This window comes from Nonomuraea sp. NPDC049421, from assembly GCF_040677005.1.
GTDB lineage: Bacteria > Actinomycetota > Actinomycetes > Streptosporangiales > Streptosporangiaceae > Nonomuraea > Nonomuraea salmonea.
In genome coordinates, this window is the sequence record NZ_JBFAQA010000017.1 from 78,155 (window position 1) to 102,740 (window position 24,586).

Sequence of the window (24,586 nt, forward strand, 5' to 3'; positions counted from 1 at the left end):
GTTCCCAAGTGGTTACGTCCGCGCGTCGCGGGATCCCGACATCTCCTCCCAAACGCTCCCGCATCGGTGATATTCGGATGCGGGTGGTGTACCGGGGGCTGGCCGTGGCCACCGCCGTCGTGGCCGTCGCCGCGACGCTGGCCGTGGTGCTCCCGTCCGAGCCGGACGAGGTCGCGGCGGGGCCGGTAACCGCGCCGCCGGCCGCACCGTCCTCGTCCGGCTCCGCACCTTCCTCCCCACCTGCTGCCGCACCCACCCCCGTGGCGGCGCAGCAACGGGTGACGCCGCGTCCCGAAGGCTCGCTCGCGCCCGGCTACACCGCCATGGAGGCCCTGTACGCCGACCCGCGCGTGCCCGAGCTCACCCGCTCCGTCAAGCGCATGACCCTGCGCTCCCCGGGCCGCCGCTTCGTCAAGGACCGGCGCTCGGGGCTCGCGGTGCCCCGGCTGCCCCGGCCGTGGAAGGCGTACGGGGCGGCGCCGTTCACCACCAAGCAGGTGCTGCCCAAGCAGCGCGGCACCGCGCCGCGCGGCATCTTCGTCACCTGCCCGCTGCCGATCATGGAGCAGAAGTCCGCGCGCGACACGGCGCTGCTGGCCGCCCGCTGGACGCTCAACCACCACCCCGAGGGCTCCCGCATCACCTGGCTGGCCTCCCAGCCGGTCAAGCGCGGCTGGATGCTCGTCTACCGCGTCACGTACGGCAAGCGCAGCTCCCGCGCGGCCGTCGTCGTGCTGGACGGGGGAATGAGCAAGCCGGGACTTGCGTTCGTCACAGTGCCGGACTCACAGCGCAAGCAGTGGCGTGACATCGGCCGCGTGGCCTCAGGGGTGCGTGTTCTAGGCTAGAAAGATCATGAAAGCGGCGATGTTGGGGAGTGACGCCGTGGAACGCTCTGGACCGCCGCAGGCGCCGGACAAGGGCAAGGGCAAGCCGCCCTGGCGCTCGGAGGGCCTGCCAGGCACGCCCGGAGGCCGGCCCAAGATCAACTGGTGGCGGTTCATCGTCACCCTGCTCGTCGTCTACGCGGGCTTCTTCGTCGTGTCGTCGTTCGTCGACAGCGGTTCGGTCGAGACGATCTCCTACACCGAGTTCACCAACCAGGTGAACGCGAAGAACGTCAAGGACATCTACGCCCAGGGCCTGTCGGTCGAGGGCGACCTGAGGTCGCCGGCGAAGAACCCCGACGGCGGCTCCTCCTACACCCGCTTCGCCACCGAGATCCCGGCCTTCGCCAACACCGACCAGCTCGACCAGCAGCTGGCCACCGGCCAGGTCGTGATCACCTCCAAGCCCATCACCCGCGGCTTCTTCTCCAACCTGCTGCTGTCGCTGCTGCCCGTGCTGCTGCTGGCCGGCCTGTGGATCTGGATCATGCGGCGCGGCGCCAGCATGATGGGCGGCGGCCTGGGCGGGCTCGGCAAGTCGAAGGCGGCCAAGCCCGTCGACGCCGGGCAGGTGCGGGTCACGTTCGAGGACGTCGCGGGCATCGACGAGGTCGAGAACGAGCTCGTCGAGATCGTCGACTACCTCAAGGACCCCGGCAAATACCGCAGGCTGGGCGCCAAGCTGCCCAAGGGCGTGCTGCTCGCCGGCCCTCCCGGCACCGGCAAGACGCTGCTGGCCAGGGCGGTCGCCGGTGAGGCCAAGGTGCCCTACTTCTCCGCCAGTGCCTCCGAGTTCATCGAGATGATCGTCGGCGTGGGCGCCTCGCGGGTGCGCGACCTGTTCGAGGAGGCGCGCAAGGTGGCGCCGTCCATCGTGTTCATCGACGAGATCGACGCTATCGGCCGCGCCAGGGGCGGTGCCGGCGGCATCGGCGGTCACGACGAGCGCGAGCAGACGCTCAACCAGATCCTCACCGAGATGGACGGCTTCTCCGGCGCGGAAGGCGTGATCGTCATCGGGGCCACCAACCGTCCCGAGATCCTCGACCCCGCGCTGCTGCGTCCCGGGCGCTTCGACCGTACGGTGCAGGTGGGCCTGCCCGACGCGGCCGGCCGCACCGCGATCCTGGCCGTGCACACGCGCGGCGTGCCGCTCGACGGCGAGATCAGCCTCGACCAGATCGCCAAGACCACGCCCGGCATGACCGGCGCCGACCTGGCCAACCTGGTCAACGAGGCCGCCCTCCTCGCGGCCAAGCGAGGGCGCGAGAAGGTCACCATGGCCGACTTCGCCGACGCGCTGGAGAAGCTGCAGCTCGGCGCGGCCCGCAGCATCGTCATGCCGGAGGAGGAGCGCACCCGCACCGCCTTCCACGAGGCCGGCCACGCGCTGCTCGGCATGCTCCAGCCCGGGGCCGACCCGGTGAGGAAGATCTCCATCATCCCGCGCGGCCGGGCGCTCGGCGTCACCCTCTCCACCCCCGACTCCGACCGCTACGCCTACGACGAGCAATATCTGCGCGGGCGCATCACCGGCGCGCTCGGGGGCATGGCGGCCGAGCAGGTGGTGTTCGGCGTCATCACCACCGGCGCCGAGAACGACCTGGAGCAGGTCACCATGATCGCCCGCGGCATGGTCGGCCGGTGGGGCATGTCGGAGAAGATCGGTCCGCTGACCATCCTGCCCAACGACGGCCAGCAGCCGCAGGCCTCGCCCGTCACGCTCGCCATGGTGGACGAGGAGGCGCGGCGGATCGTGGACGAGTGCTACGAGCGCGCGGTCCAGGTGCTCAGCGACAACCGCGACAAGCTCGACGCCATCGTGGCGGCGCTGCTGGAGCACGAGACGCTGGACGAGGCCGGGGCGTACACTGCGGCCGGGCTGCCGCGGCCCGCCGAGGGCCAGCCGCCCGCCGTGACGCAGCGCCCGCCGGCCGAGGTGCACCGCTCGGCAGCCGTAGAGGGCGGGTCCTTTCCCAAGAATTAGGACATTCCGGACGTTGCTTCGGGTCCTGCTCGGGAACGTCTCCCGAGACACGTGTGGATCGGGGGACCGTCGTGACACTTAATGACGAGCTTCTCGCCGGACTCGGAGCCCCAGGGCTGGAGCAGATCGCCGGGATGCTCGGCACCGACCAGCTCACGGCACGTCACGTCATCGAAGCCGTGTCCGCGACGATCGTGGGCGGCCTGGCCCGCAACGCCGCCCACCCGGACGGCGCCGACGCCCTGAGGGGGGCGCTCGACGACCACATGGACGCCGATCCGTTCAACGGCGACGTGGCCTCGCTGACCCGCGACGGGCACAGCATCCTCGGGCACGTGCTCGGGGCCCAGGGCACCGAGCAGGCCGCTACCACCCTCGCCAGGCTCGCCGGGCTCGGCTCCTCGGCGATCATGAAACTGATGCCCCTGATCGCCCCCATGATCATGTCCCTGCTCGCGAACCGGGCCACCGAGCGCGGCATGGACGCCGCCACCCTCGCCGACGACCTCGACCGGGAGCAGGCGGCCGTGCCGGCCGAGCTGGGGGACGTGGTCGACGGGCTGCTGGGGGACATCCTCGGGGGGAACGTGCCGCGGCAGCCGGGGCCGTTCTCGCCTTACCGGACGGAACGGGAAGTGACGCCGGGGAGCACGTCCAACGCCGACTGGTGACTGGCGCAGCGGCTATGTAACTGTCTCTTAACTGTCTGTTATTGTTCAATTACTTTCAGTGATGGAGGTCGCAGGGTGCGACCCTTTTCACTGGAGGTTCCCCTTGCCACGTACCCTCAACAAGATCGTCGCCGCGCTGGTGGCGATCACGATGCTGGGCCTCACCACGGCCACCCCCGCTCACGCGGCAGAAGAGGCGTACTTCCGCTTCACCGACAGCTACGGTCATCACCGCTTCACCATCCAGCTCCGCGACGCGGACAAGATCGCCCACGCCCGCCGCATCCTCAGCGGCGAGGAGACCTCGCGGGTCCACGTCCTGGGCCGGATCCACAAATACCCTGCCTCCTACAACCGCTCCTGGAGTTACCACCTCGACCCAGGCACGATCGGCTTCTTCGAAGTCGCGATCGAGGTCTGCGACTCCACCATCACCTACCTCGAGGATCACCTGGACGAGGCGGGCGGCGCCTTCCTGCCCGGTGCCTTCTGGTGCCCTTGGAGTTCCCGCCTGGTCGACGAGGTCGGTCCCTCTTAGCCGCGGTGGTGCCTCCTTGACATCGAGGGCCGGGGGTGTCAAGGAGGCTGCCCGGTGACCGGTACCCTGATGTGGTGATCGTTCTCGCCTCAGCCTCCTCCACCCGCCTGGCACTCCTGCGCAGCGCGGGCCTCGACCCGAAAGTGATCGTCAGCGGCGTCGACGAGGACTCCTACTCCGCCTACTCACCCGCCGCGCTCAGCCTGGTGCTGGCCAAGGCGAAGGCGGAGGCCGTGGCGAGCGGGCTCGAAGAGGGGCTGGTGATCGGCTGCGACTCGATCCTCGAGCTCGACGGCCGCCCTTACGGCAAGCCGGCCAGCCGCGAGGAGGCCACCGAGCGCTGGCGCCTCATGCGCGGCCGCACCGGCCGGCTCGTCACCGGTCACTGCGTCATCGACGTCGCCGCCGGTCGCCAGGCCGCCGAGATCGGCACCACGGTGATCCGGTTCGGGCAGCCGTCCGAGGACGAGATCGCCGCCTACGTCGCCACCGACGAGCCGCTCAGCCTGGCCGGGGCGTTCAGCATCGAGGGGCGCGGCGGCTGGTTCGTCGAGAGCATCGAGGGCGACCACGGCAACGTGCTCGGCATCTCCCTGCCCCTGCTGCGCGACCTGTTCGCCGAACTCGGCTACTCGATCACGTCGTTCTGGCGCTAGCCTGCCGGGCATGCGAGCACTGCGTGACTTCACCGGCGGGGTGGGCTTCTTCTTCCAAGGACTGGGGTGGGTCGCCAGGAACGGCCGGTGGTGGCTGTTCGGGCTCATCCCCGCGCTGATCGCGTTCGCGGTCTACGTGGTCGCCCTGATCTTCCTGGGGACGAACGCCTCCGACCTGGCCGCGTTCCTCACCCCGTTCGCCGACACCTGGAGCTGGCGCGAGGCGTTCCGTACGGTGGTGGCCGTCGCGCTGGTCCTCGGAGGGCTGGCGGTGGCGGTGATCACGTTCACGGCGCTGACGCTGGCCATCGGGGACCCGTTCTACGAGCGGCTGTCGGGCGAGGTGGACCCGCTGGAGACGGACGACGACCAGCCGTGGTGGCGTACGCTGCCGCGCTCCATCCGCGACAGCCTGGTGACCCTCTTCTACGTGCTGCTCTTCACGGTCCCGCTGTTCTTCCTGGGCTTCGTACCCGTGATCGGACAGACGGTGGTGCCGGTCGTGGGCGCCCTGGTGTCCGGCTTCTTCCTGACCGTCGAGCTCACCACCCTCGCCATGGAACGCCGCGGCATGGCCCGCAAGGACCGCTTCGCCCTGCTCCGGGCGAACAAGTCCAGCGCGCTGGGCTTCGGGGTGGTGGTCTTCCTGCTGTTCCTGGTGCCCTTCGTCGCCATCGTCGCGATGCCTGCAGCGGTGGCGGGCGCGGCATTGCTCGTACGCACCCGCCTAGCCCCGACCCCGCCCACCCCCACCCCGAACCCACCCAGCCCCGCCCCCTGACTGATCCAGCGACCCTGCCCGCATCCTGGCCCTCGCCATGCGCGGCCCTTGCTCGGGCCGCGCCCCCCTTGCCATGTCGCGGTCCTTCTCACGTTGGGCCGGGCGCCTCTGGCGGAGCGACCTGGCTTTGAACTGCTTCTGCGGCTGTGGCGGTCTGTGGCTGTAATCGCTTCAGATGCTGAGAGCCTTACCCTGCGGGTTATCCACAGCCCAATCCCGCGTTGAGCTCGTCATCCACAGAACCGCGTTCGGCTGCCCGGTGGCCCCTCCGCGCCCGCCACCCTATGGACCCATGACGACCAACCGCTCGCCCCGCCCCGCCTCCCGTTCCCCCTTCACCCCCAGCCCACCGTTCGTCCCCGCACCTCGCCAGCCCGTCGTCCCCGACTCCGCGCACTCGCTCATCGCACCTCAGGCGCCGTTCGGTGCAAGCGCCATCAGCGACGCTCCCACCACCGACACGTCACAATTCGCCGAGCCAAATCCCCGAGCCTCAGGTCCCGGCGCCTCACGTCCTGGCACGTCAGGTCCTGGCAGCTCAGACCGCAGCGCTTCAACCTCCGAGACCTCAGGGTTTGGCCCCGCAGTTGCGCCGACCGCCTCAGCCCCGGGCGCTTCTACCCCCGAGACCTCAAGGTTCGGGCCCGCAGTCGCGCCGGCCGCCTCAGTCCCCGGCACATCAACCCTCAAGACCTCAAGCCGGGGGACTCCAGATCCGCACGTCGCCTCAACATCCGGCACCCTGAACCCCGATCCCTCAGGCGCCAACACCCCAAGGGTCGACTCCGCAGCAACCTCTCCCCTGAGGGCCGATGCCTCGGGCGCCTCCACCGCGCGTACCGACGCCTCGGGGACCTCTGCCGCGCGTGCCGATGCTTCGGGGGCCACCGCCGCGCGTACCGACGTCGCGTGGGGCGACGCCTCGAATGCCGACGGCTCACAAGTCGGCGCCCGGAGTACCGATGTCCCGGACGCTGCTGCGTGGAGTGCCGACTCGTCGGACACTGACACTTCAGAGTCCGATGTATCGGACCCCTTCGAGTTCTCGTCCGAGCCCTGCCTGACCCTCACCAGCCCCACCGACGTTCTGGCCGCCGTCCCCTATCTGGTCGGCTTTCATCCCACCGCGAGTCTCGTCGTCGTGGGCCTGGCTGAGGGGCGAGCCAAGATGGTGGCCCGGTGGGGCCTGCCCTTCCCGCCCGGCACCCTCGACGCCATGACCCCTCTCATCGACCGCGAGGGCATCACGGAGGTCGTGATCGTCGGCTATGGCCCCGGCGACCTGGTCACCCCGGCGGTCGATGAGGCGAGGACGCTCGCCTTGACGACCGGCATTCGGGTAGGGGAGGCGCTGCGAGCCCATGAGGGCCGCTACTGGTCTTACATCTGCCATGTGGCCACCTGCTGCCCCGCCGAAGGGACTCCCTACGACCTCTCCACGAGCCCGATAGCGGCCGAGGCGACCGTACACGGTCTGGTGGCCCTCCCCAACCGCGAAGCCCTCGAACATACCGTCGCCCCCGTGACGGGTCCCGTACGGATGGCGATGCGGCAGGCCACGTCCGAGGCCGTCGCCGCCTTCAGAGCGGACCTCATGGCCGCCCCCGACCTCGACACCTTCGCCCGGCACTTCGTCGCCGACGGCCTGGCCAGAGTCCGATCGGCGCTGGAGACCCACATCGAAGGCGGCCGCCTCGACGACGTGGAGGCGGCGAAACTCGGCATGGCACTGACGGTCATGAGAGTCCGCGACGAGGCGTGGACCCTCATGCACGAATCCCACGCGGCGCTCTGGAAGGACCTGACCCGCCGCCTGGAGCCGCGCTTCGTGCCCCCGGTCGCGTCCCTGCTGGCCATGGCCGCCTGGCGCTCGGGCGACAGCGTCCAGGCCACGGTCGCCCTCGAACGCGCCCTGACGACCGACCCCGGCTACTCGATGGCCAACCTTCTCATGCACGCCCTCCAGAACCTGCTCTCCCCGTCCATCCTCCGAGGCCGCCTCCCCACCCCCGAAGAACTGGACGCCACCATGGGCCCCGCCAACCCCGCCTGGCTCCTCCCCTTGATCAACCTCCTCGACGAAGAAGACCTCCACCCCACCGTGGAATAGGTCCACTACCGGCCGGCCCCGGACCGTCCTCAGCCTGGCTGCATGCGCATGACACAGCGTGAACCCCTCAACGCCAACCCAGCGTGCAGTCTGGCACCCAGCGTGGAGTCCGGCGCCTCAGTGTGGAATTCGCGCCTCAGTGTGGACGTCGCACCCCAGCGTGGAGTCCGGCGCCTCAGTGTGGTGGTCGCGCCTCAGTGTGGACGTCGCACCCCAGCGTGGAGTCCGGCACCCCAGCCTGGTGGTCGCGCCTCAGCGTGGACGTCGCAGCTCAGTCTGGGCCTGTGGCGTCGGGGTCGAGTTCGTACCGTCCTTGGCCTCGTATGTCCGACGTGGGTCCTGCCGTCGCTTTGAGGTCGCTGTGCTCGGGCGGGGGTTTTGGGTTTCCGTTGGGCATGGTGGTGGCAGGGGCGGCGCGCGAGTGAGAGGAGGTTAGAGGGAGCCTTCTTCTCGCTTGCGGCGTTCGTTGTAGGCGCGCATGCGCGGCGGGTAGCCGGTCAGCTGCACGTCGTACACCGGCAAGGCGAGATCGCGGGCGACCTTGTGGATCACGGCGGGGGAGCCGACTCTGCGCCTGGTCCACTCGCCGTCGTCGGCCACCGCCACGGCGGTCGTGTCGGTGGCGAAAGTCTCAGGTTCGACGTAGAACTCGACGCCTCGCCGCGAACGGGCAAAGGCGATGAGCGCCTCGATGTCGGCGTCGGTCGCCTCTCGGTCGAACTTCGCGATCTTGCGGCCGCGCAGTCGACGAATGCCGTAGCGGTCTCGCCATCTCATGAATCCTTTTTATACCGTCTCGAGCCCGCGCGCGTCGGGGAAGATCTCGGGGACGTATCCGGGATTCTCCCGATGGCACGATCGGTTCGGGGCGACGCAGTATGTGAGGTGTCAGCTCGATTCTCTGAGGGAGAGGCATGGCGATTATGGCTGGGGTACCGAAAACCCCCGGGCCGGGACAGGTGCCGCCAGCTCATCTGCGCGTCACCAACCAGGACCGCGAACACGTCGTCGAGCACGTCAAAGCCGCTTACGCGGAGGGACGATTCGACAAGCTCGAGTTCGACGACCGTTTGGAACGTGCGATGACCGCGCGTACGCACGGCGACCTCGTGCCCATCATGAACGAGCTCTACGGTGCGAACGCGGTGCCTCAGCTCGCTTCCGTACCGTCGGCACCGGTGCGCCGGGAGGCTCCGGCCGAGAGCAACGAGCGCCTCGGCGGCGCGATCGCCCATCTGGTGCCGCTCATCGGGTTCCCGATCGTCGGTCCGCTGCTCCTGCTGCTCACCGGCGCGAAAACATCGCCCTACATGCGCAAACACGCCCTCGAAGCGCTCAATTTCCAGATCACCGTGGTCGGGGCCACCGTATTGCTGCCGCTTACCTTCGTCGGGATCGTGCTCGTGCCGTTCATCTGGGTCGCGGCAGTCGTGCTTTCCGTGGTCGGTGGCATCTCGGCGCTGACGGAGGGGGATTTCCGTTATCCGCTGACGCTTCGTCTGGTGAAGTGATCGGGTCGTACTGGCCGCACTCGTCGTTTTCGAATTGTTACACCCGCCGGGGTTCATACGCCTCGGCGGGGCGTGCGGCTTTGCCTGCGTGTCATGAGATGTGGCGGGCCTGCGTCCCATTTTGCGGGCAAAAGTGCATTCAGCTGAATGTGCTGCTCAGACGCCTGTGGTGACGTCGATCGCCCTGGTGGTGGGGTTGCGCCGGGTGCTTTTGAGGCCGGGCGACGGGTACACGGGCTCGGGTGGCGGCGCGGTGCGGGTCAGCGGGCGAGGACCTCGTACCTGACGCGCATGACGCCGGCGCTGGTGTTGCCGATGGCGGCGAAGGCGGCTGTGGACAGGTCCAGGCAGCGGCCTCCGATGTACGGTCCCCGGTCGTTGATGCGGACCGTCACCGACTCGCCGGTCCTCGGGTTCGTGACGCGGACCCGGCTGCCCAGGGGGAGGGTCTTGTGGGCGGCGGTCATCGCGTGGGGGCTGAAGCGTTCGCCGCTGGCCGTCATCTGGGGTTCGCCGTAGTAGGAGGCGCCGCAGGTGCCGGAGGAGAGGACACGGAGCTTCGGCTTGGTGGGCTTCGGCTTGGTGGGCTTCGACTTCGCCGGGCGGCTCTTGGACTGCTGCTCGGCGGAGGAGGATCGGTCGCCGGTGGAGCTGTCCTGGTCGGCCGAGGAGGGGCGGTCCGTTGAGGATGGTCCCTCCGCCTGGGTTTGCGAGGTGGTCGTGGGCTTCGAGGAGGCTGCCGTCCCCGGGTGGTTCGGGGAGTTCCGGTGGGTGGGGGTGCTGCCGGCCGAGGTGGTGGGCTTCGGCTGGGTGGCGGACGCCGGTGGCTTCTCAGCGGTTCGCGCGGAGGTGGGCTCGGGTGAACGCGTGGTCTTCGCGGCGGGCGAGGGCGGGGTGAGGGCCGCTGCCGGCTTGGGGGAGTCGTCGTTGCCCATCGTGGCCCACGCGGTGGTCGAGGCGGCTGCCGCTACGGCCACACTGGCTGCGAGGGCGGCCCAGCGGTGCCGGCTCGGGGAGAGCTTGCGGGTCTGCGGGGACGGCTTTCGAGTCTGCGGGGACGGCTTGCGGGAATGCTGGCCCAAGGTAAACCACGGTCCTGGATAGGGGATAGGGCAGGAAAAGGCCGGGCCGGCAGGGGGTGGCGGCATACGGCGGCCGATCCGTCGGCGGGGCTGGGGATCCGCGCGGACTGGACGAAGATATGCGACAAAGTGCAGGTAAAGGCAACTTAATGGGATGTTCCGTGACTTATCTCACGAGGGTCGGCTGGGTGCCAACTACGATCTCTATGTAGTAGATCTTCCGCGTGGCGGCGGGATCACCGTCAGAGTGAGGTCGATGAGGGGGGAGTGTGGCGGGGCAGGCGCGATCCCCAGGTGGTCGATGGGTGCGGCTGGTCCGCCGGTGGGGCGGGGGTGCTTCGCTCGCCGGGCATCTGTGGGTGTGCGGACGCGCCGCGGTGAAGGGCGCGCCTCGTTCGTGGTGCCGGCGAGGGTGGGTGGGCTAGAGCATCAGGGAGCGTACGGTGTCGACGGTGTCGGCGTCCTCGACTCGTTTGTCCGGGCGGTAGCGGAGGACACGGGCGAAGCGGAGGGCCATGCCGCCCGGGTAACGGGGTGAGCGCTGGACGCCGTCGAAGGCGATCTCCACGACCAGCTCGGGGCGCAGGCGGACGGTCCACGTGTCGGTGGGGCCGTCGGCGAGCTCCAGGAAGCGTTCGGTCTGCCAGGCCAGCAGTTCGTCCGTGAGGCCCTTGAACGTCTTGCCGAGCATCACGAACCCGCCCTCCGGGTCGCGGGCTCCCAGGTGAAGGTTGGAGAGCTTGCCCTCGCGGCGGCCGTGGCCCCACTCGGCGGCGAGGACCACCAGGTCGAGCGTGTGGCGGGGCTTCACCTTGATCCAGCCCGCCCCACGCCGGCCGGCCGCGTAGGGCGAGGTGATTGACTTGACCACCAGGCCCTCGTGGCCCGCCTTCACCACGTCCGTGAAGAACTTCTCCGCCTCCGCCACGTCCCCCGTCACCAGGCGCGGGGTGAGCAGGGCGGGCGGGACCGTACGGGCCAGGGCCTCCTGGCGTTGCGAATAGGGCAGGTCGAGCAGGTCGGCGCCGTCGACGCGCAGGGCGTCGAAGAAGAACGCGCTCAGCGGCGTCTGCTCGCGCAACCGCTCGACGTTCGTCTTGGTGGAGACGCGGGCGGCGGTCACCTGGAACGGGTGCGGGCGGCCGTCGGGCCGCAGGGCGATGACCTCGCCGTCGAGGACGAGGTCGCCGGACGGCATCTCCAGCACCGCCTCGACCAGCTCGGGCATCTGGGGTGTGATGTCGTCGAGCGTACGGGTGAAGACCCGCACCTCCTCGCCGGAACGGTGGGCCTGGACGCGTATGCCGTCGAGCTTCCACTCCAGTGCGGCCGGGGTGCCCGCCTTGTCGAGCGCGGCGGCGACGTTCTGGGCGCTGCCCGCCAGCATCGGCGCGACCGCCCGCCCCACCTCCAGCCGGAACGCGCGCAGCGCGTCCACCCCGCCGGTCAGCGCCGCCGCCCCGACGGCCGGCAGTGAGCCGCGCAGGGTCAGCGCCCGGCGTACGTCGGCCGACGGCGCACCCGACGCCTTGGCCACCGCCTCGATCATGACGCCGTCGAGTGCCCCCTGGCGCAGCTCGCCGAACAGCAGCCGGCGCATGAACTGCTGCTCCTGGCTCGTCAGGCCCGCGAACAGCTCGGCCACCAGCGCCTTGCGTGCCGCCTGCGAGCCCTGGCCCGAGACGGCCTTGATGCGGCTCAGGAACTCGTCGACCGAGGTCAGCGTGGCCGTGGCGGCCAGCTTGGGCTGCGGGACGTCCTCCAGCGTGCGCCAGCCCACCCCCACCTGGCGCTGGGGCAGCTCGCCCGACAGGTAGGAGATGGCGATCTCCGCCTCGTCCGGGCCCACCCGGCCCAGCAGCTCCGCCAGATGGCCGATCTTGCCCAGCCGGGCGGACGTGCGCGTCACCGCCTCGGAAACCCGGACCACGTCGATCAGAAGCACACGCCTATGGTGCCTCACGGGGGCGACATTTCCCCACCTGATATCGGCATATCTGCAGAGTGTGTCGGTAAAGCGGGCGAACGGCGCGGGATGGGCGATTCCCCGTCCCGCCTCAGGGGCGGGAGGGGGTCATCGGAGGGTGGGACGGCCGCGCGGGGCGGGCGTCTGGGCGGGATGGGCGCGGGGCGAGTCCCCGGGAGGCATGGGCGCGTGGGGCGAGGGCCCATTGGGGGAGTGGCGGCGCAAGGCGGTGTCCGGGGCCGAGCGGGTGCTCGGGAGGGGCAGTGACGAGTCGGCGCGAGGGATGAGCAAGGGTGCCCGGAGAGGGCATGCGGGAGGTCTGGAGGAGCAGTGAGGAGCCGGCGCGAGGGATGAGCGGGGCGGCGAAAGGGGGTGGGCCGGGGCGGGTGCTAGGGGCGGGGCGGCGAAAGGGGGTGGGCCGGGTGCTAGGGGCGGGAGCTCGAAGCCGAACGCGTGCGTCGGCGGGAACCCGGATGGGGCCAGCGGGTGCCCGATGAGGGGGCGGAAGGTTTGAGGGAGCTGGTGTGGCGTGGCGGATGCGCGGGGCTGGGAGGGGCCGGGGCGTCCTTTGTCGGCGCCCCGGCTCAAACCGCCGTTAGTTCACGGCCAGCAGGTCGACGACGAAGATGAGCGTCTCGTTCGGCTTGATGCGGGGCGGGGCGCCGCGGGTGCCGTAGCCGAGGTGCGGCGGGATGACGAGCTTGCGCCGGCCGCCCACCTTCATGCCCACGACGCCCTTGTCCCAGCCGCCGATGACGCGACCGGCGCCCAGCGGGAACTCGAACGGCTGGCCGCGGTTCCACGACGCGTCGAACTCCTCCCCGGACGAGAACGACACGCCCACGTAGTGGACCTGTACCTGCTGGCCGGACTTGGCCTCCGGGCCGTCGCCGACGGTGATGTCCTCGATCTCGAGGTCGGCGGGCGGGTTGCCCCCCGGGAAGTCGATCTCGGGCTTCTCGAGTGCCACGAATGAGCTCCTGTTTGGTTGTTAACGGACCCGACGACTCTATGCCGTCGGGATATCGTCGTCGTTCATGGCCGCCCTTTCGCCCGACGCGTTCCTGCTCACCGGCCGCGTGGCCGTCGTCACGGGCGCGGCGCGGGGGATCGGGCGGGCGATCGCGGAGGCGTTCGCGGCTTTCGGGGCTCATGTGGCGGTCTGCGATCGGGACAAGCCGCCCGCCTGTGACGGCTGGTCGCCGTCGATGACCCTCGACGTACGCGACCAGCCCGCCGTCGCGGTCTTCACCCAGGCCGTACGCGAACGCTGGGGCCGCGTCGACATCCTGGTCAACAACGCCGGCGGCACCTTCCACGCCGCCTTCGCCGACACCTCACCCCGGGGCGAGCAGACCCTCATCGCCGAGAACTTCACCCAGGTCACCAGCGTCATCAGGCACATGCTGCCGCTGATGCAGGAGGGCGCCTCGATCATCAACGTGACCTCCAGCGAGGCCCATCAGGCGGCGCCGGGGTTCGCGGTGTACGCGGCGATGAAGGCCGCCCTGGAAAGCCTGACGAAGTCGCTGGCGCTCGAACTCGCCCCCAAGGGGGTCAGGGTGAACGCCATCGCCCCCGACGCGCTGCGTACCGAGGGGGAGTCGGGCGTGCGTGACCGCATGCTCGCCCGGCCCCTCCCGTACGACCCCGCCCGCATCCCGCCGCTCGGCCACCTGGGCGAGCCGGGTGACGCCGCGGGGGCGGCCGTGTTCCTGGCCGGTGACCTGGCGAGGTTCGTGACGGGGACGACGGTGCACGTGGACGGAGGCATCACCGCCGCCGGCGGCTGGCGTCGCACACCCTGACGGCAGCGGCCCCGAAGGTCACCAGCTCTGGTGCAGGGGCATGCCTTCCGCGTAGCCCGACGTGCTCTGGATCCCCACGACGGCCTGCTCGTGGAACTCCTCCAGGTTCGACGCGCCCGCATAGGTGCAGGCCGACCGCAGCCCGGCCACGATCGCGTCGATCTGGTCCTCGACGCTCGGCCGCTTGGGGTCGAGGTACATGCGCGACGTCGAGATCCCCTCCTCGAACAGCGCCTTCCTGGCCCGCTCGAACGCCGAGTCGTCCGCGGTCCGCAGCCGGACGGCACGGGCGGAGGCCATGCCGAAGTTCTCCTTGTACTTGCGCCCGTTCGCATCGGTATGGGTGTCGCCGGGCGACTCGTAGGTGCCGGCGAACCAGGACCCGATCATCACGTTCGAGGCCCCGGCGGCCAGGGCCAGGGCCACGTCGCGCGGATGCCGCACACCGCCGTCGGCCCAGACGTGCCGCCCGAGCCGGCGCGCCTCGGCGGAGCATTCGAGCACGGCGGAGAACTGGGGACGTCCGACGCCGGTCATCATCCGGGTGGTGCACATGGCGCCGGGCCCGACGCCGACCTTGAGGATGTCGGCCCCGGCCTCTACCAGGTCGCGCACGCCGCCCGCGGTGACCACGTTGCCCGCCGCTACCGGCACGCCGGGGTCGAGCGCCTTGACGGCGCGCAGGGCGGCGATCATCTTGTCCTGGTGGCCGTGCGCGGTGTCGACGACCAGACAGTCGATGCCCGCTTCGAGGAGCTCCTTGGCCCTGGCGGCCACGTCGCCGTTGACGCCGACGGCGGCGGCGATGCGCAGCCGGTTCTGGACGTCGACGGCCGGCTGGTAGAGGGTGGCGCGCAGCGCGCCCGTACGGGTGAGGATGCCGACCAGGCGCCCGTCCTCGTCCACGATGGGCGCGAGGCGGTGACGGCCCTCGTGCAGCCGCTCGAAGGCGGTGCGCGGGTCCAGCCCGGCGGGCAGCGTGAGCAGCTCGCTCGACATGACCTGCGACAGCTGGGTGAACATGTCGACGCCCTGACAGTCGGCCTCGGTCACGACGCCGACGGGACGGTTCTCCCAGTCGACCACGATGACCGCGTTGTGGGCGCGCTTGGGCAGCAGTTGCAGGGCCTCGCCGACGGTCTCGTGCGGGGTCAGGGTGAGCGGGGTGTCGTGGACGAGGTCGCGTTTCTTGACCCAGTCGACGACGTTGGCGACGACGTCGAGCGGAATGTCCTGCGGGATGACGACGATGCCGCCCCGCCGTGCCACGGTCTCGGCCATGCGCCGGCCGGCGACCGCGGTCATGTTGGCCACGACGACAGGAATGGTGGTGCCCGTGCCGTCGTTCGTCGAGAGGTCGACTGCGAGCCGCGAACCGACCGCAGAACGCGACGGCACCATGAACACGTCGCTATAGGTCAGGTCGTAATGGGGCTCGAGGTCGTTGAGAAATCTCACGTTCATCCATCTTATGTGCTGACAGGTCAACTAGGGATTTCCCCCTTTCCAGGGGCCTTATGATCGGCGCGGACACTTTTGGGGGAGGGAGGGTCTGTGAACGTCACGGAAAGGGCCGAGCTGATCGTCGTCGGCTTCGTCGTCCGCACGACCAATGCCGACGAAATGGATCCGGCTCGCGCGAAACTACCGGGGCTGTGGCAGCGGGCGGGCGCGCCGGGCGCTTTCGCCCACGTGCCCGGCCGCGTCGATGAGAATCTGTACGCGGTGCTCACCGACTACGAGAGCGACCACCACGGGGCCTTCACGCAGATCGTCGGCACGGGCGTGCGCACGGTGCCGCGCGTGCCGGAGGGCATGGTGGCGGTGCGCGTGCCGGCCGGGCCGGCGATGAAGCTCGAAGTACGCGGCCCGATGCCGCAGGCGCTGATCGACATCTGGCAGCAGGTGTGGAAGCACACCGAGTCGGGCGGCACCCCGGCACGCGCCTTCACCACGGATCTGGAGGTGCATCACCCCGACGGCGTGGATCTGTACCTCGCCGTCTGACCAGAGACCGTCTGATCAGAGACCGTCTGATCAGAGACCGTCTGATCAGAGACCGAGCACGTGTGATCAGAGACCGCCCGATCAGGGCGGGCACGTCTGATCAGAGACCGAGCACGGCGGCCGCCGCTTCGACGGCCGCCGGCTTGACCTCATCCAGCGGCAGGTGCGCGTATTCGACCACGCAGTCCGACAGCCCGCCCAGCGCCACCGTCGCCCTGATGTGCTGGGCCTGGGTGAGGTCCGCCCCCATCAGCATGACGATCAGCTCGCGCCGCCATTCGAACATGCGCGTCCCCAGGTCGAGCTGGCCGAGCGTGGCCAGCTCCCGGACCATCATCACGATCACGTCGCGGTGCCGCCAGACCATCGCGAAGTAGGCGTCGAGCAGCTCGCGCGGCGCGAGCCCAGGCGCCCGGTCGCGGACGAACCGCTCCATGTCCTCGATCATCGGCGCCACGATGCTGCGGACCAGGTCGTCGCGTGAGGAGAAGTGGTAGTAGAGCGCGGGCTTGGTGATGCCCAGGCGTTCGGAGATCTGGCGCAGGCTGGTGTTCTGGACGCCCTGCTCGACGAACAGTTCGCGGGCCACCGCCTGGATGCGCGCCTTGGTGTCACTGGGCATGAACCTAGATTACCCTTACCTACCGTTAAGTCAGATGCTAGTCTCCTTACTTAACGATAGGTAAGGAGGCGTCATGAGGGTTCTCATCTCGGGGGCCAGCATCGCGGGGCCCGTCCTCGCGTACTGGCTGGTCCGTCATGGTTTCGACGTGACGGTCGTCGAGCGCGCGCCCGCGCTGCGCAAGACGGGCGGCCACGCGGTCGACCTGTTCAGGCCCGCCATGGAGATCGTGGAACGGATGGGCGTGCTGGAGCGGGTGGTCGCGGCCAAGACCGGCACGGAACGGCTCACCATGCACGTCGAGGGCGGTGGACGCCCGGTCGACGTGGAGGTCGGCCGCGTCATGGGCGCCTTCTCCGACCGGCACGTCGAGATCATGCGCGACGACCTCAGCGAGATCTTCTACGACGCCACCCGCCACGACACCGAGTACGTCTTCGGCGACTCCGTCACCGCGATCTCCGACAGCGGCGAGGTGACGTTCGAGCGCGGCGGGCCGGCCAGGTACGACCTGGTGATCGGCGCCGACGGCCTGCACTCCAACGTGCGCCGCCTCGTCTTCGGCCCTGAGGAGCGCTACACGAGCTGGATCGGCGCGTACCTGGCCGTCGCCTCGATCCCCAACTACCTGGGGCTCGACGGGCGCGTGGAGGGCCTCGCGGGCGTGGGCAGGATGGCCGCCGTGTACGGCGCCGCGCGCCTGCCGGACGCGCGGGCGGTGTTCCTGTTCAGGACGCCGGAGCCGCTCGACTACCACCACCGGGACGTCGCCCGGCAGAAGGAGCTGCTGCGGGCCCGCTTCGCCGGCGCGGGATGGGAGGTGCCGCGGCTGCTGGACGAGGTGCAGCGCGCGCCCGCCTTCTACTTCGACTCGATCACCCAGCTGCGGCTCGGCACCTGGTCACGCGGGCGGGTGACGCTCGTGGGCGACGCCGGCTACTGCCCGGGGCCGGCCGTCGGGGGCAGCACCAGCCTGGCCGTCGTGGGGGCGTACGTGCTGGCGGGGGAACTGGCCGCGTACGGGGGCGACCACACGCGGGCCTACCCCGCGTACGAGGCCGAGATCGCCCCCTACGTGCTCCAGAGCCGCACGTTCGCCGTCGGCGCGGCCAAGCGGCTGGTCCCGGCCGGCCGCTTCGACCTGTGGACGCTCGCCCGCGCCGCGAACCTCATCAACCGGCTGCCCACGGCCGTCACCAGGGCCGCGGCCAAGCTGGGCGGCAAGAGCGCGCGGCTGCACGAGTCGGTCGCGCTCAAGGAGTACGCGCCCGCCGAAGGTCAGGCGAGCACCCCCTGATCGCGGAGCTTGGCCGCCTGTCCGGCTGACAGGCCCCAGTCCGACAGGTCCTCCAGCCGGGTGGCGGGCGAGAGGTCGGGAGGCGGGGTGCCGAGCAGGCGCGGGGCGGGCGCGGGCTGGGTGACGCCGCCGACCTCGACGAACGAGCCGCGCGCCACGTTGTGCGGATGCGTGGCGGCCTCGCCCATGGACAGCACCGGCGAGACGCAGGCGTCGGACCCGTCGAAGATCTCCTCCCACTCGGCGCGCGTGCGCGTGCGGAACACTCCGGCCAGCCGGGCCCGGAGCGCGGGCCACTGGGCGGGGTCGTTCCTGTCGGGGAGATCGGGGTCGCCGTCGAGGCCCATGAGACGCAGCAGCTCGCCCCAGAACTTCGGCTCCAAGGCCCCCACGGCGACATATCGGCCGTCGGCGGTCTCGTACGTGTCGTACTGCGGCGCCCCGGTGTCGAGCAGGTTGGTGCCGCGCGGTCCCCAGCCGCCGCTCTGGACGGCCTGGTAGAACATCGCGAACAGGGCGGCGGAGCCGTCCACCATGGCCGCGTCGATCACCCGGCCTTTACCGGTGCGCTCGCGCTCGTACAGGGCCAGCAGCACCCCGTAGGCCAGCATGAGGCCGCCGCCGGCGAAGTCGCCGAGGATGTTGATCGGCGGGGTCGGCTTGTCGCCCGCGCGGCCGAGCATCGACAGCACGCCGGAGATCGCGATGTAGCCGATGTCGTGCCCGGCGGTCGGGGCGAGCGGCCCGTCCTGCCCCCAGCCGGTCATCCGGCCGTAGACCAGCCGCTCGTTGACGGCGTGCAGGTCGTCGGGCCCGATGCCGAGCCGTTCGGCCACTCCGGGCCGGAACACCTCGATCACCACGTCGGCGTTCGCGACCAGCTCCTTGAACGCGGCCACGCCCTCGGGCGACTTGAGGTCGAGCCCGATCGTGTGCTTGCCGCGGTCCATGACGTCCCTGCGGGGAGTGCCGCGGACGGCGCCGACCCGGTCGACGCGCAGCACGTCGGCGCCATGGTCGGCGAGCATCATCCCGGCGAACGGCCCGGGCGCGAGCCCGGCGAGCTCCAGCACGCGCACGCCGGACAGCGGACCTCGGCTAGTCTCGGGCATCGGCCTCTCCTCGGTAGGGATCCCGCCCAAGTAGAACAACATTCGGTGATCTCGTGCAAGCGGCCTTGCCGACCTTCCCGCGAAGTCCGGGCAGGTATGGGAAACTTGCCCACTGTTCGGGTGGTCTACAGGCGGCCGTACGGCGGTCGTCTGCAGCAGGCGCACGCGCGCCGCTACAGGGGTAGAGACATGGTTTCGGAGAGCAAGCGGCTCATCGCAGGGCGTTACCAGTTGCTGCGCGAACTGGGCCGCGGCGGGATGGGCGTGGTCTGGGAAGGCCGCGACACACTGCTCAACCGGCAGGTGGCCATCAAAGAAGTGCTGCTGCCCGACAACCTGTCGCCGGGCGACAAAGAGCGCCAGCTCCTGCGGACCGCCCGCGAGGCCCGTACGGCGGCCAAGCTCAACCACCCCTCCGTCGTCGCGATCTACGACGTCGTCGAGGAGGGCGGCCGGCCCTGGATCGTGATGGAGCTGGTCAGCCACCCGTCGGTGGAGCAGGTCGTGCTCACCACGGGCGCGCTGCCGGTGCGCGAGGCGGCCGATCTCGGCCGGCAGGTGCTGTCGGCGCTGCGGGCCGCCCACGAGGCCGGCATCCTGCACCGCGACGTCAAGCCCAGCAACATCCTGCTGGCCGACGACGGCCGCGCGGTGCTGATGGACTTCGGCATCGCGACCGTCGAGGGCGACGTCTCGCTGACCAGCACCGGCATGGTGACGGGCTCGCCGAGTTTCCTCGCCCCCGAGCGGGTGCGCGCCGAGAACGCGGGCCCCGCCTCCGACCTGTGGTCGCTGGGCGCCACGCTGTACGCCTGCATGGTCGGCCGCTCGCCGTTCGAGCGCGGCGACCCCATGGCCACGCTCAACGCGCTGCTCAGCGAGGAGCCCGACTACCGCCGCATCCCGCCGATCATGCATCCGGTCCTGAAGGGCCTGCTGCGGAAGGAGCCCCAGGACCGGGTGGGCGCCGAGGAGGCCGACCGGCTGCTCGCCGCCATCATCGCGGCCAAGCCGGCGACCATGGACCTCGACCCGCCCGAGCGCAAGGGCCAGGGTTCAGGCCGGGCCCTGCTCGCCGCCGCGGCCACGGTGGTGCTGGTGCTGACGGGCGGCGCGGTCGCGTACTTCAGGACGGCCTCGCCCGCCGAGGGCACGCCCCGGGCCACCGCGCAGCCGGCCGCCGCGACCAAGCCCATCACCCCGACGGCCACGCCCACGGCGACGCCGAGCGCGACGCCGACCCCCACGCCCAGCGCGACCAGGCGGGCGCCGCTGGTGCGGGTGTGGAAGTCCCGTGACGGCTGGGCGATCCTGCGGCCGACCGGGTGGCGGGGCGCGCTCGGCGAGGCGTACACGGAGTGGACGCGCCGCGACCGCAACGCCCACCTCGGCGTGGAGGCCGTCTACGGGCAGCTCGACCCCCACCAGCTCATGCGCGACTCGCAGGAGACGTTCCGGCAGAACGCCCGCACGGTGGTCAACCGGGGGCAGCGCACGGTCAACCACAAGGGCGTCAAGGCCGTGGAGTGGGAGTTCACCTGGATCGCGGGGCAGGACAACGACGCCCCCTGGGTACGACCGGGCGCCCGCTACCACGAGATCCGCCGGGCCGTGGCCACGGACGACGCCGCGTACGTGCTGTCCTGGACGGTCGCCGAGGAGCAGTGGCTGCGTAACAGAGCACTGATGCGACAGGTGATCGGCAGCTTTACTGTGGGGGCATGACCCCCTGGAACCTGCTGGCCCTGCCGCCCCTTCCCGAAGAGTTCGTCCGCGGCCTGCTGGCGCCGCTCGGCGACCGGGTGACCGTCAGGGTGCCCGGCTCGCGCGACCGCGCGGGGCTGCTCGCGGCGCTGCCCGACGCGGAGATCGTGCTCGGCGACTGGACGGGCGCGCTCGTCATGGACGCCGAGGCGGTCAGGGCCGCGCCCCGGCTGGCGTTCGTGCAGCAGCCGTCGGTCGGCGTCGACGGCCATGACCTCGACGCGCTGGCGGCGGCCGGGGTGCCGCTGGCCAACACGCCGGGTGTCAGCGCCGTGGCGGTCGCCGAGTGGTGCCTGGCCGCCACGCTGGCGCTGCTGCGCAGGCTGGCCGCGGCCGACGCCGCCGTACGCGCGGGCGAGTGGCCGCAGCAGAGCCTGCAGCCCCACGAGCTGCGCGGCCGCCGGGTCGGCGTGGTCGGCTACGGCCCGATCGGCGCCGGCTGCGCCGAGATGTTCCGCGCGCTCGGCTGCGAGGTGTCCTACTGGACCCGCACGCCGCGCTCCGACCCCGGCTTCACCGACCTCGACACGCTCGTGTCCACCTCCGACGTCGTGGTCGTCGTCATCGCGCTGTCCGCGCAGACCCGCGGCCTCATCGACCCCGGCCGCATGAAGCAGGGCGCGCTGCTGGTCAACGGCGCGCGGGGCGGCGTGGTCGATCAGAAGGCACTGGTGGCCGCGCTGAGCGAGGGCCGGCTCGGGGGCGCCGCGCTCGACGTGTTCGATGTCGAGCCGCTGCCGGCCGGCGATCCGCTGCGCGACCTGCCGAACGTGCTGCTCTCGCCGCACGTCGCCGGCGTCACCGCCGAATCGACCGGGCGGCTGCTGACCGTCACCCTCGGCAACCTCGCCGCCGCCGTCGAGGGCCGCGAGGTGGACGGGGTGCTGAACGGCGTCGAACCGGTGATCTCCCGGAAGTTTGCCCAATCACCTACCAAATAGGCAATCGACCTGGCACGATGAACAGTTTTCGTGTCTTTAACGACCCCGGTCTGTTCCGTTCGGTCGCATGGAGATAACGTGCTACGGACGATCTCTACCAGCTCAAGGGGGTGCTACGTGAACGAGCGACGCGTGCCCGAGAGGCACCGGGCGGTCACGGCACCGACGGAGGAGGGGCCGTGACGACGACGATGTCGACACACCGACGGGCAGTAGAGCAGATCCGGCAGTCCTACGCCGAGATCCCGGGTGACGCCGCGCCCCGGCTGGCCAAGGCCACGTCCAACCTGTTCAGGTTCCGCGACGGCGCCAAGACGGCCAAGCTCTCGGCCCGCGATCTCGACGAGGTCATCAGCGTCGATCCCGAGACGATGACCGCCGAGGTGCAGGGCATGACGACCTACGAGCACCTCGTGGACGCCACGCTGCCGTACGGGCTCATGCCGTACGTCGTGCCGCAGCTCAAGACCATCACGCTGGGCGGCGCCGTGACCGGGCTCGGCATCGAGTCCACCAGCTTCAGGGACGGCCTGCCGCACGAGTCGGTCGAGGAGCTCGAGATCCTCACCGGCGACGGCCGCGTCATCGTCGCCCGCGACGACAACGAGCACCACGAGCTGTTCCGCGCCTTCCCCAACTCCTACGGCACGCTCGGCTACGCGCTGCGCATCCGCATCAAGCTGCGCAAAGTCCAGCCGTACGTGCACCTGACCCACGTCAAGTTCACCGACGCGGGCAAGTGCATGCTGGCCATGCAGGAGATCTGCGACAGCATGGTGCACGAGGGCGAGAGCGTCGACTTCGTCGACGGCGTCTTCTTCGGCCCCGGCGAGATGTACATCACGCTCGGCCGCTTCGCCGAGCGCGCCCCCTACGTCTCCGACTACACCGGCATGCGGATCTACTACCAGTCGATCCAGCAGCGCAGCCGCGACTGGCTGACCATCCGCGACTACCTGTGGCGCTGGGACACCGACTGGTTCTGGTGCTCGCGCGCGTTCGGCGTGCAGCAGCCGGTGGTCCGCTCGCTCATGCCGCGCCGCTGGATGCGCTCCGACGTCTACCGCCGTCTGGTCGCGCTCGACCGTAAATACGGCCTGACCGCCCGCGTCGACCGGTGGCGCGGCCAGCCCGTGAGCGAATCGGTCATCCAGGACGTCGAGACGCCCGTCGAGCGCGGGGCCGAATTCCTGGAGTTCTTCCACGAGAAGGTGGGCATGACTCCGGTGTGGATGTGCCCGCTGCGCGCAGAGACACGGTGGCCGCTCTACCCGCTCGAGCCGGGCAAGCTCTACGTCAACTTCGGATTCTGGGGAATGGTGCCGCTGCCGCGCGGCCAGTTCGACGGTTACTACAACCGGCTCATCGAGCGTTCCGTACACGATCTCGACGGCCACAAGTCGCTCTACTCGACCTCGTTCTACGTGCGTGAGCAGTTCTGGCAGCTCTACAACGGCGATGCCTATTGGCCGGTCAAGCAGGAATACGACCCCAACGGACGCCTGCTCGACCTGTACGAAAAGTGTGTACGGGGAAGGTGAGTTGATGGCTCTGGCATCCATCTTTGAAAAGATCGTCGGCTCCGATGCGAACATCGCGTTCATGGCCTACGACGGCAGCAAGGCGGGGCCCGACGGCGCCGACCTGGCCCTCGAGGTCAAGTCCCCGATCGCGGTCGCGCACCTGGCCCACGCACCGGGCGAGCTGGGCCTGGCCCGGGCGTACATCTCGGGACACCTCGACGTCCACGGCGACATGTACACGCTGCTGGACCGGATGTGGAACATCACGACCAACGACCTGACGACGGCCGAGAAGATCGCCGCCGTCAAGTCGCTGGGCGTCAAGCCGCTGCTCATGCGGGTGCCGCCGCCTCCGCAGGAGATGCGCCAGAGCGCGCTGGCCAAGCTCGGCTCGCGGCACGCCAAGCAGCGTGACGCGGAGGCCATCCACCACCACTACGACGTCTCCAACCGCTTCTACGAGTGGGTGCTGGGCCCGTCGATGGCCTACACCTGCGCCTGCTTCCCCAGCGAGGACTCCTCGCTGGAAGAGGCGCAGTTCGCGAAGTTCGACCTGGTGGCGCGCAAGCTCGGGCTCGAGCCCGGCATGCGCCTGCTCGACGTCGGCTGCGGCTGGGGCGGCATGGTCATGCACGCCGCCAAGCACTACGGCGTCAAGGGGCTCGGCGTCACGCTGAGCCGCCAGCAGGCCGAGTGGGCCCAGAAGGCCATCGCCGACGCCGGGCTGCAGGACCTCGCGGAGGTCCGCTTCATGGACTACCGCGACGTCAAGGAGTCGGGCTTCGACGCGGTCAGCTCGATCGGCCTGACCGAGCACATCGGCAAGGCCAACGTGCCCGGCTACTTCGAGTTCCTCTACAGCAAGCTCAAGACCGGCGGCCGCCTGCTCAACCACTGCATCACCCGGCCGACGGGCAAGGAGAAGACGTTCAACAAGGGCGGCTTCATCAACCGCTACGTCTTCCCCGACGGCGAGCTCGAGTCGGTGGGCTGGCTCATCAGGCAGATGGAGGACCTCGGCTTCGAGATCCGCCACCAGGAGAACCTGCGCGAGCACTACGCCAAGACGCTGCGCCACTGGTGCGACAACCTCGACGACAACTGGGAGGCCGCGGTCGAGGAGGTCGGCATGGGCACCGCTCGCGTGTGGGCCCTCTACATGGCCGGCTGCATCGTGGGCTTCGAGCGCAACAAGGTGCAGCTGCACCAGGTGCTCGGCGTCAAGCTCGACGAGAACGGCCGCTCGGGCATGCCGCTGCGCCCCTCCCGCGACTGGCCCTGATCCTGTTCATGACACGGCTCCCGAGCCTTCAAGGCCCGGGA

22 protein-coding genes are annotated in these 24,586 nt (G+C 70.2%); 15 read left to right on the top strand and 7 right to left on the bottom strand.

Going from position 1 to position 24,586, the window contains the following annotated elements:
* Window positions 1-77: 77 nt before the first annotated feature.
* The 7 genes from AB0K18_RS27405 to AB0K18_RS27435 all read left to right on the top strand — a co-directional run bounded on the left by AB0K18_RS27405 (window position 78) and on the right by AB0K18_RS27435 (window position 7,630).
* Window positions 78-848: a hypothetical protein gene (locus AB0K18_RS27405; RefSeq protein ID WP_364919438.1), complete on the top strand. Its 771-nt coding sequence runs from the start codon at window positions 78-80 to the stop codon at window positions 846-848.
* Between the two features lie 37 nt (window positions 849-885).
* Complete coding sequence (gene ftsH / locus AB0K18_RS27410) at window positions 886-2,874, top strand: ATP-dependent zinc metalloprotease FtsH (protein ID WP_364919440.1); 1,989 nt, start codon at window positions 886-888, stop codon at window positions 2,872-2,874.
* Window positions 2,875-2,945: 71 nt separating this feature from the next.
* Window positions 2,946-3,545, top strand: coding sequence for a DUF937 domain-containing protein (locus AB0K18_RS27415; RefSeq protein ID WP_364919443.1), 600 nt, complete (start codon window positions 2,946-2,948; stop codon window positions 3,543-3,545).
* A 103-nt stretch (window positions 3,546-3,648) separates the two neighbouring features.
* Complete coding sequence (locus AB0K18_RS27420) at window positions 3,649-4,083, top strand: calmodulin-binding protein (RefSeq protein ID WP_364919446.1); 435 nt, start codon at window positions 3,649-3,651, stop codon at window positions 4,081-4,083.
* Window positions 4,084-4,157: 74 nt separating this feature from the next.
* A complete protein-coding gene (locus tag AB0K18_RS27425) occupies window positions 4,158-4,739 on the top strand; it encodes a nucleoside triphosphate pyrophosphatase (RefSeq protein ID WP_364919448.1) in 582 nt (193 codons plus the stop codon).
* Window positions 4,740-4,749: 10 nt separating this feature from the next.
* On the top strand, window positions 4,750-5,520 hold the full coding sequence (locus AB0K18_RS27430) for an EI24 domain-containing protein (RefSeq protein ID WP_364919451.1): 771 nt from the start codon (window positions 4,750-4,752) through the stop codon (window positions 5,518-5,520).
* Window positions 5,521-6,607: 1,087 nt separating this feature from the next.
* Window positions 6,608-7,630 carry a DUF4192 domain-containing protein gene (locus AB0K18_RS27435; protein WP_364919717.1) on the top strand — a complete coding sequence of 341 codons (1,023 nt, stop codon included), beginning with the start codon at window positions 6,608-6,610 and terminating at the stop codon, window positions 7,628-7,630.
* Window positions 7,631-8,062: 432 nt separating this feature from the next.
* Here the strand turns inward: AB0K18_RS27435 and AB0K18_RS27440 are convergent, their stop codons facing one another.
* Window positions 8,063-8,407: a hypothetical protein gene (locus AB0K18_RS27440; protein ID WP_345387812.1), complete on the bottom strand. Its 345-nt coding sequence runs from the start codon at window positions 8,405-8,407 to the stop codon at window positions 8,063-8,065.
* A 137-nt stretch (window positions 8,408-8,544) separates the two neighbouring features.
* On the opposite strand from AB0K18_RS27440, the gene AB0K18_RS27445 reads away from it, so the two are divergent.
* On the top strand, window positions 8,545-9,141 hold the full coding sequence (locus AB0K18_RS27445; protein WP_364919454.1) for a DUF1707 and DUF4870 domain-containing protein: 597 nt from the start codon (window positions 8,545-8,547) through the stop codon (window positions 9,139-9,141).
* Between the two features lie 260 nt (window positions 9,142-9,401).
* On the opposite strand, the gene AB0K18_RS27450 is transcribed toward AB0K18_RS27445, so the two are convergent.
* The 3 genes from AB0K18_RS27450 to AB0K18_RS27460 all read right to left on the bottom strand — a co-directional run bounded on the left by AB0K18_RS27450 (window position 9,402) and on the right by AB0K18_RS27460 (window position 13,159).
* On the bottom strand, window positions 9,402-10,118 hold the full coding sequence (locus tag AB0K18_RS27450) for a septal ring lytic transglycosylase RlpA family protein (protein WP_364919457.1): 717 nt from the start codon (window positions 10,116-10,118) through the stop codon (window positions 9,402-9,404).
* Window positions 10,119-10,644: 526 nt separating this feature from the next.
* Window positions 10,645-12,168 carry an ATP-dependent DNA ligase gene (locus AB0K18_RS27455; protein WP_364919460.1) on the bottom strand — a complete coding sequence of 508 codons (1,524 nt, stop codon included), beginning with the start codon at window positions 12,166-12,168 and terminating at the stop codon, window positions 10,645-10,647.
* 616 nt (window positions 12,169-12,784) lie between these two features.
* Entirely contained in the window at window positions 12,785-13,159 is a 375-nt protein-coding gene (locus AB0K18_RS27460; RefSeq protein ID WP_345387806.1) for an FKBP-type peptidyl-prolyl cis-trans isomerase, read from the bottom strand.
* Between the two features lie 67 nt (window positions 13,160-13,226).
* On the opposite strand from AB0K18_RS27460, the gene AB0K18_RS27465 reads away from it, so the two are divergent.
* Window positions 13,227-13,997 carry an SDR family oxidoreductase gene (locus AB0K18_RS27465; RefSeq protein WP_364919463.1) on the top strand — a complete coding sequence of 257 codons (771 nt, stop codon included), beginning with the start codon at window positions 13,227-13,229 and terminating at the stop codon, window positions 13,995-13,997.
* Window positions 13,998-14,015: 18 nt separating this feature from the next.
* On the opposite strand, the gene AB0K18_RS27470 is transcribed toward AB0K18_RS27465, so the two are convergent.
* A complete protein-coding gene (locus AB0K18_RS27470; RefSeq protein WP_364919467.1) occupies window positions 14,016-15,455 on the bottom strand; it encodes a GuaB1 family IMP dehydrogenase-related protein in 1,440 nt (479 codons plus the stop codon).
* A 96-nt stretch (window positions 15,456-15,551) separates the two neighbouring features.
* Here AB0K18_RS27470 and AB0K18_RS27475 point away from each other — a divergent pair, with 96 nt between their 5' ends.
* A complete protein-coding gene (locus AB0K18_RS27475; protein ID WP_364919470.1) occupies window positions 15,552-16,004 on the top strand; it encodes an effector binding domain-containing protein in 453 nt (150 codons plus the stop codon).
* Window positions 16,005-16,104: 100 nt separating this feature from the next.
* On the opposite strand, the gene AB0K18_RS27480 is transcribed toward AB0K18_RS27475, so the two are convergent.
* Entirely contained in the window at window positions 16,105-16,626 is a 522-nt protein-coding gene (locus AB0K18_RS27480; RefSeq protein WP_364919473.1) for a helix-turn-helix domain-containing protein, read from the bottom strand.
* 73 nt (window positions 16,627-16,699) lie between these two features.
* Between AB0K18_RS27480 and AB0K18_RS27485 the strand changes: the two genes are divergently transcribed.
* Window positions 16,700-17,923, top strand: a complete 1,224-nt coding sequence (locus tag AB0K18_RS27485) for an FAD-dependent monooxygenase (protein WP_364919476.1) — start codon at window positions 16,700-16,702, stop codon at window positions 17,921-17,923.
* Here the strand turns inward: AB0K18_RS27485 and AB0K18_RS27490 are convergent.
* Window positions 17,905-19,035, bottom strand: a complete 1,131-nt coding sequence (locus tag AB0K18_RS27490) for a CaiB/BaiF CoA-transferase family protein (RefSeq protein WP_364919479.1) — start codon at window positions 19,033-19,035, stop codon at window positions 17,905-17,907. The genes AB0K18_RS27485 and AB0K18_RS27490 overlap by 19 nt on opposite strands.
* Before the next feature lie 189 nt (window positions 19,036-19,224).
* Between AB0K18_RS27490 and AB0K18_RS27495 the strand changes: the two genes are divergently transcribed.
* From AB0K18_RS27495 to AB0K18_RS27510, 4 genes are all read left to right on the top strand, one after another.
* On the top strand, window positions 19,225-20,760 hold the full coding sequence (locus tag AB0K18_RS27495; RefSeq protein ID WP_364919482.1) for a serine/threonine-protein kinase: 1,536 nt from the start codon (window positions 19,225-19,227) through the stop codon (window positions 20,758-20,760).
* Window positions 20,757-21,740: an NAD(P)-dependent oxidoreductase gene (locus AB0K18_RS27500; protein WP_364919484.1), complete on the top strand. Its 984-nt coding sequence runs from the start codon at window positions 20,757-20,759 to the stop codon at window positions 21,738-21,740. The genes AB0K18_RS27495 and AB0K18_RS27500 overlap by 4 nt, the downstream gene beginning before the upstream one ends.
* Window positions 21,741-21,931: 191 nt before the next feature.
* Window positions 21,932-23,281, top strand: a complete 1,350-nt coding sequence (locus tag AB0K18_RS27505) for an FAD-binding oxidoreductase (RefSeq protein ID WP_364557770.1) — start codon at window positions 21,932-21,934, stop codon at window positions 23,279-23,281.
* 4 nt (window positions 23,282-23,285) lie between these two features.
* Window positions 23,286-24,545 carry a cyclopropane-fatty-acyl-phospholipid synthase family protein gene (locus AB0K18_RS27510; protein WP_364919487.1) on the top strand — a complete coding sequence of 420 codons (1,260 nt, stop codon included), beginning with the start codon at window positions 23,286-23,288 and terminating at the stop codon, window positions 24,543-24,545.
* The last annotated feature ends 41 nt before the right edge of the window (window positions 24,546-24,586 follow it).

Excerpts from the sequence above, each read along its gene's own strand:
- AB0K18_RS27405 (WP_364919438.1), top strand. The coding sequence starts at position 78 with ATGCGGGTGGTGTACCGGGGGCTGGCCGTGGCCACCGCCGTCGTGGCC.
- AB0K18_RS27430 (WP_364919451.1), top strand. The coding sequence starts at position 4,750 with ATGCGAGCACTGCGTGACTTCACCGGCGGGGTGGGCTTCTTCTTCCAA.
- AB0K18_RS27440 (WP_345387812.1), bottom strand. The coding sequence starts at position 8,407 with ATGAGATGGCGAGACCGCTACGGCATTCGTCGACTGCGCGGCCGCAAG.
- AB0K18_RS27445 (WP_364919454.1), top strand. The coding sequence starts at position 8,545 with ATGGCGATTATGGCTGGGGTACCGAAAACCCCCGGGCCGGGACAGGTG.
- AB0K18_RS27465 (WP_364919463.1), top strand. The coding sequence starts at position 13,227 with ATGGCCGCCCTTTCGCCCGACGCGTTCCTGCTCACCGGCCGCGTGGCC.
- AB0K18_RS27480 (WP_364919473.1), bottom strand. The coding sequence starts at position 16,626 with ATGCCCAGTGACACCAAGGCGCGCATCCAGGCGGTGGCCCGCGAACTG.
- AB0K18_RS27485 (WP_364919476.1), top strand. The coding sequence starts at position 16,700 with ATGAGGGTTCTCATCTCGGGGGCCAGCATCGCGGGGCCCGTCCTCGCG.
- AB0K18_RS27490 (WP_364919479.1), bottom strand. The coding sequence starts at position 19,035 with ATGCCCGAGACTAGCCGAGGTCCGCTGTCCGGCGTGCGCGTGCTGGAG.
- AB0K18_RS27495 (WP_364919482.1), top strand. The coding sequence starts at position 19,225 with ATGGTTTCGGAGAGCAAGCGGCTCATCGCAGGGCGTTACCAGTTGCTG.
- AB0K18_RS27500 (WP_364919484.1), top strand. The coding sequence starts at position 20,757 with ATGACCCCCTGGAACCTGCTGGCCCTGCCGCCCCTTCCCGAAGAGTTC.
- AB0K18_RS27505 (WP_364557770.1), top strand. The coding sequence starts at position 21,932 with ATGTCGACACACCGACGGGCAGTAGAGCAGATCCGGCAGTCCTACGCC.
- AB0K18_RS27510 (WP_364919487.1), top strand. The coding sequence starts at position 23,286 with ATGGCTCTGGCATCCATCTTTGAAAAGATCGTCGGCTCCGATGCGAAC.